The organism is Haloferula sp. BvORR071 (genome assembly GCF_000739615.1).
GTDB lineage: Bacteria > Verrucomicrobiota > Verrucomicrobiia > Verrucomicrobiales > Akkermansiaceae > Haloferula.
In genome coordinates this window covers 55,830-69,470 of record NZ_BATP01000047.1, presented here as the reverse complement: position 1 = coordinate 69,470, position 13,641 = coordinate 55,830, and the positions used below count along the sequence as shown (strand labels likewise).

The 13,641-nt window shown below is 62.0% G+C and carries 12 protein-coding genes; 4 read left to right on the top strand and 8 right to left on the bottom strand.

Annotated elements, in window-relative coordinates; translation table 11 throughout:
• Window positions 1-102 precede the first annotated feature (102 nt).
• Both BV071_RS24400 and BV071_RS24395 read left to right on the top strand, forming a co-directional pair.
• On the top strand, window positions 103-768 hold the full coding sequence (locus tag BV071_RS24400; RefSeq protein ID WP_035612717.1) for a hypothetical protein: 666 nt from the start codon (window positions 103-105) through the stop codon (window positions 766-768).
• 134 nt (window positions 769-902) lie between these two features.
• On the top strand, window positions 903-1,769 hold the full coding sequence (locus tag BV071_RS24395; RefSeq protein WP_035612714.1) for a hypothetical protein: 867 nt from the start codon (window positions 903-905) through the stop codon (window positions 1,767-1,769).
• Window positions 1,770-1,774: 5 nt separating this feature from the next.
• Here the strand turns inward: BV071_RS24395 and BV071_RS35700 are convergent, their stop codons facing one another.
• Window positions 1,775-3,673 carry an Ig-like domain-containing protein gene (locus tag BV071_RS35700; RefSeq protein WP_052573843.1) on the bottom strand — a complete coding sequence of 633 codons (1,899 nt, stop codon included), beginning with the start codon at window positions 3,671-3,673 and terminating at the stop codon, window positions 1,775-1,777.
• 150 nt (window positions 3,674-3,823) lie between these two features.
• Between BV071_RS35700 and BV071_RS24385 the strand changes: the two genes are divergently transcribed.
• Entirely contained in the window at window positions 3,824-6,361 is a 2,538-nt protein-coding gene (locus BV071_RS24385) for a DEAD/DEAH box helicase (RefSeq protein ID WP_035612711.1), read from the top strand.
• Between the two features lie 182 nt (window positions 6,362-6,543).
• On the opposite strand, the gene BV071_RS24380 is transcribed toward BV071_RS24385, so the two are convergent.
• The 7 genes from BV071_RS24380 to BV071_RS24350 all read right to left on the bottom strand — a co-directional run bounded on the left by BV071_RS24380 (window position 6,544) and on the right by BV071_RS24350 (window position 12,314).
• Window positions 6,544-6,987, bottom strand: a complete 444-nt coding sequence (locus BV071_RS24380; protein WP_035612708.1) for a hypothetical protein — start codon at window positions 6,985-6,987, stop codon at window positions 6,544-6,546.
• Between the two features lie 128 nt (window positions 6,988-7,115).
• Window positions 7,116-7,505, bottom strand: a complete 390-nt coding sequence (locus BV071_RS24375; RefSeq protein WP_035612706.1) for a hypothetical protein — start codon at window positions 7,503-7,505, stop codon at window positions 7,116-7,118.
• Between the two features lie 35 nt (window positions 7,506-7,540).
• Window positions 7,541-7,924, bottom strand: a complete 384-nt coding sequence (locus tag BV071_RS24370) for a hypothetical protein (protein WP_265594823.1) — start codon at window positions 7,922-7,924, stop codon at window positions 7,541-7,543.
• 177 nt (window positions 7,925-8,101) lie between these two features.
• Window positions 8,102-9,151: a type I glyceraldehyde-3-phosphate dehydrogenase gene (gap, locus tag BV071_RS24365; RefSeq protein WP_035612698.1), complete on the bottom strand. Its 1,050-nt coding sequence runs from the start codon at window positions 9,149-9,151 to the stop codon at window positions 8,102-8,104.
• Between the two features lie 234 nt (window positions 9,152-9,385).
• Entirely contained in the window at window positions 9,386-10,090 is a 705-nt protein-coding gene (locus tag BV071_RS24360; protein WP_035612695.1) for a DUF3027 domain-containing protein, read from the bottom strand.
• A gap of 69 nt (window positions 10,091-10,159) precedes the next feature.
• Window positions 10,160-10,738, bottom strand: coding sequence for a DUF1080 domain-containing protein (locus BV071_RS24355; RefSeq protein ID WP_035612692.1), 579 nt, complete (start codon window positions 10,736-10,738; stop codon window positions 10,160-10,162).
• Between the two features lie 52 nt (window positions 10,739-10,790).
• Window positions 10,791-12,314, bottom strand: a complete 1,524-nt coding sequence (locus BV071_RS24350) for an alpha-L-fucosidase (protein WP_052573842.1) — start codon at window positions 12,312-12,314, stop codon at window positions 10,791-10,793.
• A gap of 124 nt (window positions 12,315-12,438) precedes the next feature.
• On the opposite strand from BV071_RS24350, the gene BV071_RS24345 reads away from it, so the two are divergent.
• Entirely contained in the window at window positions 12,439-13,602 is a 1,164-nt protein-coding gene (locus BV071_RS24345; protein ID WP_052573841.1) for a serine hydrolase domain-containing protein, read from the top strand.
• Window positions 13,603-13,641 lie beyond the last annotated feature (39 nt).

Genomic DNA, 13,641 nt, shown 5'->3' with positions numbered 1-13,641 from the left:
ACCGGACAAGAATCCGGAAGTTTTTTCAGGAGACAGCTCCGGCCCCATCTCCCGCCGGCTTTCATTCGACACCCGCCATCCGAAACGCCATACCGCCCGCGGATGAAGATCACCCGCACGCTCGCCTCCTGCCACACGCCAGACGGCGGGCTCATGGTCCTGCAGGAGCACGATGGCCAGCACTACCTGAAAATCGGCGGCGTGCAGCTGATGAGCACCACCGCCAGTGCCTCCGAGCAAACGATGGCCGAGCTCGCGTGCGGCGGCATGCCCGCCACGAAGCCACGCGTTCTCATCGGCGGCCTCGGCTTCGGCTTCACGCTGCGGCGGGTGCTGGAACTCTGCCCGGCGAATGCGATCGTCGATGTCGCGGAGCTGCTCCAGGAAATCATCGACTGGAACCGCGAGCACCTGCAATCCGTCAACGGCCTGCTGCTGGATGACCCGCGGGTGCAGATCCACCGCAGCGACGTGCATGCGCTGCTAGACGGCAAGCAGCGCTACGACGCGATCTTGCTGGACGTGGACAATAGCCCCGATCCGCTGGTGCAGAAGGGCAATGCCCGCCTCTACAACCGCAACGGCCTGCTGCGGGTGAAAGCCGCGTTGCAGCCGAAAGGCCGCGTCGTCTACTGGTCGGCGAACCGGGACAAGCACTTCGCCGAGTCGCTCGGCCGCGTCTTCAAGAAAGTGGAATGCGTCGGGGCGAAGGCATATCCACAGGCGAAGAAATTCACGCATACCTTGTTCGTTGCGGACCGGGAGTGAGCTCTACAGGTGGAGGCCCCAATGATTGATTTGAAAGTGCCGCTTTGATTGAATGGGCTTCGGAATTCATGGACGAAGCAAATCCCTCCTCCCCTGCCCCATCTACCCAAGTCCCGCGGCATCCCGTGTCGGCCATGCGCATCACGCTGCTCCTGCTGGCCGGAGCCGTAATCGGCACCATCGTGGGCATGGTGGTCTCTTATGCGATGCCTAAGATCTACCAAGTGCGGGCCCGAGTCGAAGGATCGGTCCACGCCAGCCACGATGCTCAGATCACGCGCTACCGAGCCGAGTTGCTGGTAACCAAATTGGGTCTGGAGGGTCGCTGGCGGACCACCCGCGACAAGGCCACGGAAGAAGTCCAGAAGACGACCCACCTGGAGCCGGATCAAGGCGGGGTGACCATCACGGCCCGCTACACGAATCCGCTCGATGCTCTCACGATGGCAAGGGAAGTGGCGGTGATTCTGGATACTCCAGCGCGCGAGAAGGAATCGGCGGGGATGAAGCCGCCTCCGAAAAGGGCAGAATTTCGGCCGAAGAGCGAGGAGGAACAGTCGAAGCTGTGGGACATACAGGATCTTGAGTCGCTGCTGGAACACCAAGCGGTGAAGGCTGGCTTCGAAGGCACCTGGGGCCAGATCTTCCACGCCCTCGACCAAGATCCGATCCTGGTCGAGTTGGCGAAGGACGAGGATTTCTCGCGACGCCTCGCCAAGCTGAGGGAGCTATCTGCCGAGCTGCATTACGAGGACCCACCCGATGAGCCTAGGCGCAGCGCACACTGGAACACCTTGATTGAGCCTCTCCCCGATCGACCGGTATCGCCGGATGTTTCTGCCATCCTCAATGGATTTCGCCTGCTGGGGATGGCTCTAGCGGGGCTGCTTATTCCGGTCTTGCTACGGTGGAAGCCAGAGAAGCTCCGGCCGGAACCGCAGGCACCGCGGCCGCCAGCGCCGAGAAAGCGCAGCACAGTGGAGAACGACGACCCTTGGTAAGTCAGTCAGGGGGCCGAGAACACCAGGCGATACGCACGCAACTCCTGCGTGGGCGCATTCACGCGGACCTCGCGGGAGACGAAGCCACCACCGAGATCCGTGTCGCCACCCAGCGCGGTGATGTCCGAGATGAGCACCTCTTCCCAATCGTTCCAAAGATCATCCGAGCGCTGGAGGGTATAGGTAAGCGCCGGCTGGGCTCCATCCATGCGCATCTTGAAGGTGAGCACGGCGTAGCTCTCCTCGCCCTCCTGGATGAAGACGCAGCTCATGAGATTCGGCGCGCCGTCGCTGAGAGCCGGGTTCAGGCCGTGGGCGAATTCCTCGAGGTTGGTGTAGCCATCGTGATCGGGATCCGCGTTCTCGCCCCACACCGTGGCCTCGGTCTCGGGCGTGAGCGGGGCGAGGGCGTTGTAGGTCCATACATCGAGGGCGGAGGAAGCCTCCACGGTGACCTGCACGATCACGCTGTCGCTGCCGCCCCGGCCATCGGCGACTTGCACCGTGAAGCTATCGCCACCGGTGTAGCCGTTCGCGGGATGGTAGAAGATGGCGGCGCTATTGCCGTTGCCCTCGACGCTGGCGCTGCCATGCGAGGCTGTGTTGGAGACCGACCATGCGAGCGGATCAGCATCGCCGTCGGTGGCCTGTAGGCTGAGCTGGAAGGCGGAGGGATAGCTATTCTGCGAGATCGTGAGCTGGCGGGCCTCCGCTCCGGCGATGACCGGCGGCGTGTTAGGCGCAGGCTCGATGGTGAGATTGACAGTGATCGTGTCGGAGCCGCCTTGGCCATCGGCGACGCGCACTACGAAGGAATCGCCGCCGGTATAGTTGGTGGCCGGCGTGTAGCTGAGATTGACCGTGCCGCCGGTGGCAGGTGCCACTACGCTCGCGCTGCCGTGCGCCGCTTGGGTCTGGATCGACCAAGTGAGCGGGTTGCCATTCGCGTCCGTGGCGTTGAGACTGCGACTGAAGGTGGTCGGGCTATTGTTCGCCGAAAGGGTGACAGAGATCGCATCGCCCTGTGCGATGACCGGCGAATCATTCGTTGGGATCAGGAAAGCGCGCATCACCGCCATGTGCTGCATGCCGGTCGCGCCGCTGTCGGTGGAAACTACCGGAGGGACGGCGGACAGCGGCATGTAATCGCGGCTATCGAAGACCAGGCCGTTGACGTGGGTGTTAGAGCCGATGACCAGCGGCGTGGCATAGGCCGCTAGGTTGTTGCTCGGCATCACCCAATCGTAGGGGCTGGTCTGGCCGCTATTGGTGTTGGAGTTGTTGGCTTGGTCCGCCGGCCACGGCGCCGTGGTCTTCACCACTGCGGAGAGGGTCTGGATGCAGGCCTCGGTGCGGCTGTAGGTATTGCAATCGCCGCCGATGACCAGGAAATCGCCCGTGGTTAGATTGGCATTGATCAGGCTGACCAGGGCCGTCGCCTGATTGTTGCGCCGGGTCTCGTTGTCGCTGCCGCTGGAGGCCTTCAGGTGCACACTAACCGCCAGGAGGTTCTTGTCCCCGGGGAGGTCGATCTTGGCCCAGGCAAACTCGCGGTCGCTCAATTCCACATCATCCCAAGAGCCCGAATTGAGGATCGGATAGCGGCTCACGATGCCATTCGGGATGTTCTTCGCACTCTCGACGTAGTAGGAGAAAGCGCTGCCGAATTGCTCATTCACCCAAGCGCGGTACTCGGCGGCCGACTTGCTCCCCACCTCCATCTCCTGGAGCAGCGCGACGTCGGGCTTCAGGCCCTGGAGGATGCGATTGCCCGGGTCCTCATAGGCTTGGTTGCTGCCGCTGGAAATGTTCCCGGCCAGGATCCGCACCACCTCGTCCGCACGGGAAGCCGCGGCAAAGAAGCCAAGGCATGCGGTGGTTAGGGCAACAGCGCGGAAAAACACGCGGGACGAAAGCACCAATCGGGCCACGCGGGCAAGATGGGAGCTGTGACCTTATCGGATTGCGTGGATTTACAGCGCCAAGTGCCCGTACAGCGTGCAATTTCCCCGCGCTTCCCTTTTCCTCCGCCGCCCCCCACCCTGCGCCCGCCGATGATCCACCTTGATCCCTCCAAGCTCGCGAACCCGAACTCGAATGACGAGGTCCTGAGCGTTTTCCTCGACTACCTGATCGAGACCGACGTGGAGCCCTACGATCACCAGGAGCAGGCGATCCTTGAGCTCTTCGCGGGGAACAACGTGATCCTCAACACGCCCACCGGCTCCGGGAAGTCGCTGGTGGCAATGGCACTCCAGTTCAAGGCGATCTGCCAGAATCGCCGCTCCTACTACACGGTGCCGATCAAGGCGTTGGCGAATGAGAAGTTCCTCTCGCTCTGCCACGTCTTCGGCCCGGAGAAGGTCGGTATGATCACCGGGGATGCCACGGTGAATCCCGGCGCACCGGTGATCTGCTGCACCGCGGAGATCCTCGCGAATCTCGCGCTGCGCGAAGGCGCGATGGCGCAGGTGGACGACGTGATCATGGACGAGTTCCACTACTACTCGGACCACTCGCGCGGCTTCGCCTGGCAGGTGCCGCTGCTTACGCTGCCGCAGGCGCGCTTCCTCCTGATGTCCGCGACTCTGGGCGAGACAGCCTTCTTCGAGGAAGGGATCACCAAGCTGACCGGCGTGCCGACCGTGCTGGTAAAGTCGGATCAACGGCCGGTGCCACTGGAGTTCGACTACAGCGAGACGCCGCTTGAGGAAAAGGTCGCGGAGCTGGTCGAGAAGGACCGCGCGCCGATCTATCTGGTCCACTTCACCCAGCTTGCCTGCGCACAGACGGCGCAGAACCTGACCAGCTCGAACTTCTGCACCAAGGAAGAGAAGCAGCGGATCGCCGAGGTCCTGCACGACGCAAACTTCCGCAGCCCTTACGGCAAGGAGGTCTCGAAGCTGCTGCGCCATGGCATCGGCATCCACCACGCCGGTCTGCTGCCGAAGTATCGCATCCTGGTGGAGAAACTGGCGCAGCGCGGCCTGCTGAAGGTGATCTGCGGGACGGACACCCTGGGCGTCGGCGTGAACGTGCCGATCCGCACCGTCCTCTTCACCCAGCTCTTCAAGTACGACGGCAGCAGTACCAAGACCCTCACGGTCCGCGACTTCAAGCAGATCTGCGGGCGCGCCGGCCGGCGCGGCTTCGACAATATCGGCTATGTCGTTTGCCAGGCGCCGGAACACGTGATTGAGAACGTGCGGCTGGAGCAGAAGGCCGCGAAGTCCGGCAAGAAGAGCTTCGTAAAACGCAAGCCGCCGGAAAAGGGCTTCGTCAATTGGGATGAGAAAGGCTTCCGCCGCCTGATGGATGCGCCGCCGGAGAAGCTGGTCTCCAGCTTCCAGATCCTGCACTCGATGCTGCTGAACGTGCTGGGCCGCCAGCATGAGGATGGCTGCGCGGCCCTGCGCAAGATCATCAACGACAGCCATGAAACCGCCGGGAAGAAGAAGGCGCACCGCAAGCGCGCCTTCCAGATCTTCCGCGGCATGGTGGAGGGCAACATCCTGCGCATCATCCCCCGCGCCGAGCGCCACGGGCCGGTGAAGGTCGCGCTGAATGTGGAGCTCCAGGAAGACTTCTCGATGAACCAAGCGCTCGGGCTCTACCTGCTCGATGCCATCCCCCTGCTCGACCGCGAGGCCCCGGACTATGCGCTGAACGTAATCTCGCTGGTCGAGGCCATCCTCGAAAACCCGGAGGTGATCCTGCGCCGCCAAGTGGACATGCTGAAGGGCGAGCTGATCAACCAGCTCAAGAACGAGGGCGTGGAGTATGAGGAGCGGATGGCCCGCCTGGAGGAAGTCGAGTGGCCGAAGCCCGGCAAGGATTTCATCTACGACACCTACAATCGCTTCGTCGCGGAGCGCCCGTGGATGAAGGAGGCCGCGGTGCGCCCGAAGTCGATCGCCCGCGAGATATTCGAGCACTGGCAATCCTTCGAAGACTACGTGAAGACCTACGGCCTGGAGCGGAGCGAGGCCGTCCTGCTGCGCCACATCTCGGAGGTTTACAAGGTCCTCTCGCAGACCGTCCCGCCGATGACGAAGACCGAGGAACTGGTCGAGGCCGAGGAATACCTCGGTGACCTCCTGCGAACTGTGGACTCCAGCTTGATCGACGAGTGGGAGAAGCTGCGCAACCCTGATTACGTGCCGGAGGCCGAGAAGCCCGCCGAGCTGCGCAAGCACGTCGCCTACACCCGCAACCGCCCCGCCTTCACCCGCGCCCTGAGGAATGCAGTCTTCACCCTTGTGAAGGCCTTCGCCGAAGGCAACACCGCCGCCATCCTCGCCCAGATCGAGCCAACCGACGGCGAGGGCCAAGCGTGGAACGCCGCGCGGATCGAGGCCTTGTTAGACGACTACTACTCCGACCACGAGCGCATCCGCCTCGATCCCGAAGCGCGCGCGACGAAGCATTCGCGAATGGAGGAGGAGAAGCCGAGGCTCTGGACCTACGAGCAAATCTTGGTCGACCCTGAGGAGCACAACGATTGGTCGCTTCACCTTAGCATCGACCTTGATCGCTGCGATGCGGAGGAGCGGCCGGTGCTGCAGTTGGTCGATATCTCGCGCTTCGCCTGAGCAATTGGGAGCGCGGCTTTGAAAGCCGCTCGAGCGGTCCCTTGCAGCCCCACCTCGCCAAGATACCAGCACACTTCAAGCTCCGGAGGGAGCCCAGCAAGCAGCCGGGGCTTGGAACGAAGCAGGAGCGCAAACCACCGGTTAGCACGACAAGGATATCGAAACCCCGATTGGAACAAGAGCTATCCCTGCCGCAGCTGCCCTCGAATCTTGGCCAAGTCGGCACGCCGGGCGATGACAAAATCATCTTCTCCATGCAATTCGGCGAACAAGCCGACGCCCTCTTCCACATAGGGCAGCGCTTCGGCAAAGCGGCTTTGGTCCACGAGCGTCATCCAGAGCATCCAAAGGTAGCTTGCCAGCAGTTCGTCCCTGCCCTCCGAGTGCTCCACATAAAATGCCAGCGATTTTCGCGCAGCCCGCTCCGCTGCCGGAAAGTCCCCGATCTGGCGATTCACATACGCCACGTAGTTCCAGCCGTTGGCCACCTCTTTCGCAGCCGCTCCGTAATCTTCGAGCAGCCGTGCCACCTCCTCTCTCAGCGGAAGCATCGCGGCAAAATCGCCCTGCTGCTTGAACTCGTCCGCGCGGTGGCGCAGGTCGTTCACTTTATCCCAAGGAATCATGGAGGCGGAAATTGGACTAGATGGCCCACGAATACCGCACAAGAACAGCAGAGCTCAATTTGAACAACTAGGTCCCGCGCAACAGGTGGCAACACTAAGCAGCCCCGCATACCTTTGCAAACCACCGATCAGTTGTAGATGCCATCAGGCCCCTCCGCCATCCCGTAGCTCCCCTGCTCCCATGTCCCCTCCAAATTCTTGAGCAGTGATTCCATGCCTCGGTTTGGATCATGGACCACAATCTTGTTCTCGGCGACCATCCTCACCGAAACAGGCTCAACCTTGTGACTCTTCGGATTCCTCAGCGCCTCCATATAGGCGGAGAAGGTCAGAGGCTTCTTGATTCCCAGACGGTGGAAGGCGCAGGTTCGATGGATCGCCGTGACCGCATCCGCCGGGATCTCCGGACCGATCTTGATTCCGGGCTCAATCAGAAAAGGCCTGAGCGCGGACCCGAAGTAGCCGAAGGTGGCTATCGAGATGATCGATACTACCGCGATAAAGGTTCTACGTTTCATTCGCTTCAACGGCTCACTGCACTGCCCCCCTTCTCTCAAGACGACCACTCTTCCGTCAAAAGGGTTCCGAACTTGTATCGAACAAACCGCGACAGCGTATCCCAAGCCTCGGGAACCGGACACCGCTTCTCGGTAATGTTGGCGTCACCATGGTAATGGCGATACACAAACTCGAACTCTTGGGAATCGGGCAGGAATGCTACGCGAAGCACATTCTCTTGCCAGTGGCGCGTGGGCGCATTGGAAATGAGAAGCGCGAACATGGAGGTGTTGCGTTCAAGCTCCGATGCGGTGGGGGCCGCTGCAAGGCGGCGCACGAGAGCACGCATTGGCTCCCAATTTGGAGAACGAAGAACCAACTGCTCGTACATGTCCGCGATCTCCTGCCAAGATCGCCTGCTGTGAATTTCTTCGTCCATGAGATGATGGCAGAATTCGAGTAGCACCGTCATCATTCCCAAAAACACATGACCAGCAAGCTCCCCGTATTCCCGCGGCTTTCAAAGCCAATCTCCCAACCAAAAAACACCCCGCCTCTCACAAGGCGGGGTGCTTTCAAAAACAAAACTGCTTCTAACTAGCAGCGGAGAGAAGGATCAGATCCCCTTCTTCACCACGTCGGTCAGAAGGTCGATCACGCGGTTGGAATAGCCCCACTCGTTGTCGTACCAAGCGACCAGCTTGAAGAAGGTCGGGTTCAGCTCGATGGACGAGCCGGCGTCGAAGATCGAGGAGTGCGCGTCGTGGATGAAGTCGGTCGAAACCACTTCGTCTTCGGTGTAGGCGAGGATGCCCTTCAGGTAGGTCTCGGAAGCCTTCTTGAGGGCCGCCTTGATCTCACCGAGCGAGGTCGCCTTGGAGGTCTTCACCGTGAGGTCGACCACCGACACGGTCGGGGTCGGCACGCGGAAGGACATACCGGTCAGCTTGCCCTTCACTTCCGGGCAGACCAGGGCGACAGCCTTGGCGGCACCCGTCGTGGACGGGATGATGTTGATCGCAGCGCTGCGGCCACCCTTCCAATCCTTCTTCGAAGGACCGTCCACCGTCTTCTGGGTGGCGGTGTAGGAGTGGATGGTGGTCATCAGGCCTTCCTCGATGCCGAATCCTTCCTTGAGGAGGACGTGGACCACCGGGGCGAGGCAGTTCGTGGTGCAGCTCGCGTTGGAGATGATGTGGTGCTTGGCAGCGTCGTAGAGCTCGTCGTTGACGCCCTGCACGAAGGTGCCGTCTTCACCCTTCGCCGGAGCGGAGATGATGACCTTCTTGGCACCGGCGGTGAGGTGGCCCTTGGCCTTCTCGGCATCGGTGAAGAGACCGGTGGATTCGATCACGACTTCCACGCCGAGTTCCTTCCACGGCAGACCTTCCGGGCTGCGGGCGGAGACGACCTTGATCTCGTGGCCGTTCACCACCAGCACGTCATCCTCTTCAAGCTCCGGCTTGGACTTCTTGGAGGAAACGGTGCCGTTGAATTTGCCCTGCGTGGAATCGTACTTCAGCAGGTAGGCAAGGTTGTCAGCCGGCACGATGTCACCCACGGCGACAACGTTGAAGGTGGTTCCGAGATGGCCCTGCTCGACGAGGGCACGGAAGACGAGGCGGCCGATGCGCCCGAACCCGTTGATGGCGATGGTGGTTGGCATGATGGTAGATCAGGTCAGATCGTGGTGGCCGCAAGGGCTGCGGCCGGCCTTTCCCGGCGTGTCCTTCGCGCCGGGGGCGGGATGATGCACTTGCTCCCCCGTGCGTCAATGCCCCCGTCAGTCAAGAAGCTGTTACAAAAAGGAGCATCAGCCGTGCCGGGAACTCACAGAGCCTCAAATAGCGCCGAAACCCAATCAAAAGCAGATTTACCCACAGATTCCCAAGCCGGATGATTACCCGGCGACCGCGTCTTGGCTGAACTCCGGACAGCCGCTCCGGATATGGACAACCTTCCCATCGAAAGGCCCGCCTGTAGCAGTGCAGCAGCCGTAATCCAAGAGGGCGAAGTCCCCATCCAAATGGACAAATGAGCGGCAATCCCGGCACTTGCCCGGAGCAGGCTCAAGCCGCGGAATGCCCCAGCGGGCGGCAATGGCATCAGCCCCCTCCGACACTGTCGTTTCCACAGAACTCAGCCCCTTGGCCTCGCCGTGGTCCAGGGTTATCCGTCCCGCCTCGACTCCCAGCCATCGCCCGTCGGGGAGCCGAATCGACCACTCGGGATCACGACGGGTCATCACCATGGTACGGAGACCCTGACCGTTTGAGAATTCCACCAGCAATTCCCGGATCCGCCCGGCGAACGAGATGGCTGTCATCAGGCTGCCCTGGAGCGAAGCGATGCCAGCGGCGATTTCTCCGCGGCTGTCCGAGCTACCAAAGGCCACAGCCCTCTGCGTCTCCACCCGCCAGTCCTCCTCGATGGCAATGCAAGCCTCGCCATTGCCCCGCCCGCCCGGACGCGACGGCGGCCCGAGGACTCCCAATTCCAGGAAAATCGCCGTTCCGTAGCCTTTCCACAGCAAGGAGACCTCAAGCCCGATCAGGGGGCGAACCAGCGCTTCAAATTCTTCCTCTCCCACCAATTCCTCAGCCATGCAGCACCCAAGGAATATCGCCGACCCAGCGGACCGGCGATCAGAATCCTTGGCTGGAAGCCCGGCACCTTAAATCGGTTCCACCGTCAGGTTCTTGAACTCGACCTTCATCTTCACGCCCGGATGGACCTGCAGACCCAGCGGGCCGGTTTCCTTCGCGGTGTCGGAGACGTATTCGATCACCTGCTTGCCGTTCAGGGAGACCGTGTAGGTGTTCCCCTTGGCCACGATCTTCATCTTGTTCCAGTCGCCGTCCTTGAGCAGCTCCTTCACCCCGGCGGCGGTCTGCGGGTACTTGCCCTTCGGCCCGATGTAGGGCGAGCAGGTCATGTCCACCTTCAGCGAGCGCGAGACACCGATCTGGATCTGATCCGCCTCGCCGCGCAGGAAGACGCCGGAGTCGATATCGCCGGAGAAGCGGAACTCCAGCTCCACGGTGAAGTCCTTGAACTCCTTCTCCGTCCACAGCACCGAGCCCTGCTTCTTGTCATCGCTCTCGCCCTTCAGGACGCCGTCCGTGGCGGTCCAGTATTCACCACCTTTGACCTTCCAGCCATCCAGGTTGGTGCCATTGAAGATCTTTTCAGGTTCCGCACCGGCCAGGCCGGAAAGGAACATCGACGCGAGAAGCAAGTAACGGGTCATCATGGGATTTACGGAGTTGTCGGACAGGTCTTTCCCGAAAATGAGCGGGATTCTTTCAAAGTTCACCAGTGATTTTCAGGACCGCCACAGGCGTGCGCCGCGCGTCCTCCGGCAGCTTGATTACCAATGCCTCCGGACTTCCCGAGAACTCCAGCTTCGAGGCACTACCGAGCAGGCTAACTCCGGAGGCCTTCGCCCCCGCGAGCGCCTTCACCCGGACCTCCGCGCCGGAATTCCCCGGGACGAAAAGGTACAGCGCGCCGCCCTTGGTGGTGAAGCGCAGCTTGTCCTCGCCGAATTGCTTCCACGGACGGCTGCCATAGATCGCCTCGCCATTGGTCTCCAGCCATTTGCCGATTCCCAGCAGCGTCGCCTGCTGCTCCTTGGGAATCTCTCCCTCCGCCGTCGGCGAGAGATTGAGCAGCAGGTTGCCGCCCTTGCTGACCGTATCGACCAGTTGAGAAATCACCCGATCCGCACCGGTGATCTTCATGCCGGTGGTGTAGCCCCAGGTGCTGCCGATCGGCTGGTCCACTTGCCAAGGTCCCGGACGGATCCCCGCGGGCGAGCGGTTGCCGATCTTCTCGAAGTCGATGATCGAGCCGATCTGCTTCAGGTGGTCGCCGCTGGGTGCGTAGGCCAGCCCCTTGGTGCTGATGGAGACCTCCCTCCCCCACTCCTTCGCGCGGTTGTAGTAGTGGGCCGCCACCCGCAGCTTCAGCTGGTCGAGCTCGCGGTTCTTGGCACCGTTCGCACCATTGTCGAACCACAGCATGTCCGGCTGGTACTTGTCGATCAGCTCCAGATTACGCTCCACCCAGTCGCCCAGGAAGCGGGCTTGCGCCGCATCGCTCTTGTCCGCCACGTGGTAAAACTCCGCCCACTCCGGGTCGAAGAGATCCGCCTTCTGCGCCTCCAGTCGCGCGCGGATGCTCTTCTCCGGCTCGATGAAGGTGAAGTTCTCGATCCCGTGGTTCGAGACGCCGAACTTGAGGCCCTCCTTGCGCACCGCCGCGGCGAGGTCGCCGATCAAGTCGCGCTTCGGCCCCATGTCCTTGGCGTCGATCTTCGTGAGCTTGCTGTCCCATAGCGCGAAGTTGTCGTGGTGCTGGGCAGTGGGGATCACATAGCGCGCACCGGATTTCCGGAAGAGCTCCGCCCAAGCCGCAGGATCGTAGTTCTTGCAGGTGAAGCGCGGGATGAAGTCCTTGTAGCCGAACTTCTCCAGCGGGCCGAAGTGCTCCTCATGCCACTTCGCCTGCGCGGAGTACATGTGCTTTTCGTACCACTCATTGTGATAGGCGGGCACGGCGTAGAGCCCCCAGTGGAGGAAGATCCCGAACTTCGCGTCCTCGAACCATGCCGGCGGCCGGTAGTTCTTCGCCACGGACTCCCATGTCGCCTCGCAAGGTCCCGGAGCCAGCGGCGTGGAGACTTGGGCCAGTGCGGCCTTCTCGATCGCAGGCGTCGTAGGCGGCCCCATCACGCCCGGATCGAAGTGCCTGGCGTACTCCTCCTGCGCATGACTGGCCGCCGGAAGGGCCAAGGCGGCGATGACGAACGGGAGTCCGAGTCTCATGCCAGCATCATCCGCAATCCCATGATTCCGCCAACTACCCGAGCGGGTAAGCAAGAGTGGCGGAGCTATCTGCGTTACACAGCGGCTCCTTGCACTCCCGCGGGGCCTGCCTAGCCTGCCACCGATGAAACCCCAGATCCTTCTGCCCGCCTGCGTCGCGCTTGCCCTGCCCGCCTTCGCCCAAGTGCCCGGCCCCACCGCCCTCGAAACTCCGCCGGTGATCAAGGTGATGGACAAGGCAGTCGATGACCGTGAGATCTCGGGCGCGGTGACCCTCGTCGCCGACAAGGAAGGCGTGGTCTTCACCTCGGCCAATGGCTACGCCGACCTCGACTCGAAGAAGCCGATGGAGAAGGACTCGATGTTCTGGATCGCCTCCATGACCAAGCCGATCACCGGCACCGCGGTGATGATGATGCAGGAAGCCGGCAAGCTCTCGGTGGATGATCCGGTCTCGAAGTATCTGCCCGAATTCAAGGACCTCAAGGATGCCGAGGGCAAGCCGGTGGAGATCACCATCAAGCAATGCCTGACCCACAGCAGTGGCCTGAGCGATGTGCGCAGCCCGGAGAGCGATGACGTGAAGACCCTGAAGGAGCTGATGCCGAAGATCGTGGCCAAGCCACTGAAGTTCGCGCCGGGCAGCAAGTGGGAGTATTGCCAGTCCGGCATCAATGCCGCCGGCCGCATCGTCGAGGTCGTCTCCGGCGAAGACTATCCCTCCTTCTTGCAGAAGCATCTCTTCACCCCGATGGGGATGAAGGACACCACCTTCTACCCGACCGAGGAGCAGGCCAAGCGCATCGCCAGCTCTTACAAGCGCACGGATGGCGGCCAGCTTGAGAAGACTGGGCTGCTGTTCCTGGCCAACAAGCCGGTGACCAGCAAGGACCGCTACCCGCTGGCCAATGGCGGCCTTTTCTCCACCGCGGATGACTACGGCAAGTTTACCCGCATGATCCTGCGCGGCGGCGAGCTCGATGGAAAACGCTACCTCAAGGAGGAATCCGTGAAGCAGATGACAACCATTCAAAGCGGCGATCTGAAGACCGGCTTCACCCCCGGCAATGGCTGGGGCCTCGCCTGGTGCGTGGTCCGCGAGCCGCAGGGCGTGACCGCCAGCGTCTCGCCCGGCACCTTCGGTCACGGCGGTGCCTACGGCACCCAGGCATGGATCGACCCGGTAAAAGGCCGAGCCTACGTGATGCTCGTGCAGCGCGCGGATTTCCCGAACTCCGACGGCTCGGACCTGCGCAAGGCCTTTCAGGAAGCGGCGGCGGGATTGTGATCCTTGCGCGTCGTGACTTCAGGTGGCATCGCTGTCGGC

What these genes read in the sequence shown, in the direction of transcription:
- BV071_RS24400 (WP_035612717.1), top strand. Translation starts at nt 103, where the DNA reads ATGAAGATCACCCGCACGCTCGCCTCCTGCCACACGCCAGACGGCGGG.
- BV071_RS24395 (WP_035612714.1), top strand. Translation starts at nt 903, where the DNA reads ATGCGCATCACGCTGCTCCTGCTGGCCGGAGCCGTAATCGGCACCATC.
- BV071_RS24385 (WP_035612711.1), top strand. Translation starts at nt 3,824, where the DNA reads ATGATCCACCTTGATCCCTCCAAGCTCGCGAACCCGAACTCGAATGAC.
- BV071_RS24380 (WP_035612708.1), bottom strand. Translation starts at nt 6,987, where the DNA reads ATGATTCCTTGGGATAAAGTGAACGACCTGCGCCACCGCGCGGACGAG.
- BV071_RS24375 (WP_035612706.1), bottom strand. Translation starts at nt 7,505, where the DNA reads ATGAAACGTAGAACCTTTATCGCGGTAGTATCGATCATCTCGATAGCC.
- BV071_RS24370 (WP_265594823.1), bottom strand. Translation starts at nt 7,924, where the DNA reads ATGGACGAAGAAATTCACAGCAGGCGATCTTGGCAGGAGATCGCGGAC.
- gap (WP_035612698.1), bottom strand. Translation starts at nt 9,151, where the DNA reads ATGCCAACCACCATCGCCATCAACGGGTTCGGGCGCATCGGCCGCCTC.
- BV071_RS24360 (WP_035612695.1), bottom strand. Translation starts at nt 10,090, where the DNA reads ATGGCTGAGGAATTGGTGGGAGAGGAAGAATTTGAAGCGCTGGTTCGC.
- BV071_RS24355 (WP_035612692.1), bottom strand. Translation starts at nt 10,738, where the DNA reads ATGATGACCCGTTACTTGCTTCTCGCGTCGATGTTCCTTTCCGGCCTG.
- BV071_RS24350 (WP_052573842.1), bottom strand. Translation starts at nt 12,314, where the DNA reads ATGAGACTCGGACTCCCGTTCGTCATCGCCGCCTTGGCCCTTCCGGCG.
- BV071_RS24345 (WP_052573841.1), top strand. Translation starts at nt 12,439, where the DNA reads ATGAAACCCCAGATCCTTCTGCCCGCCTGCGTCGCGCTTGCCCTGCCC.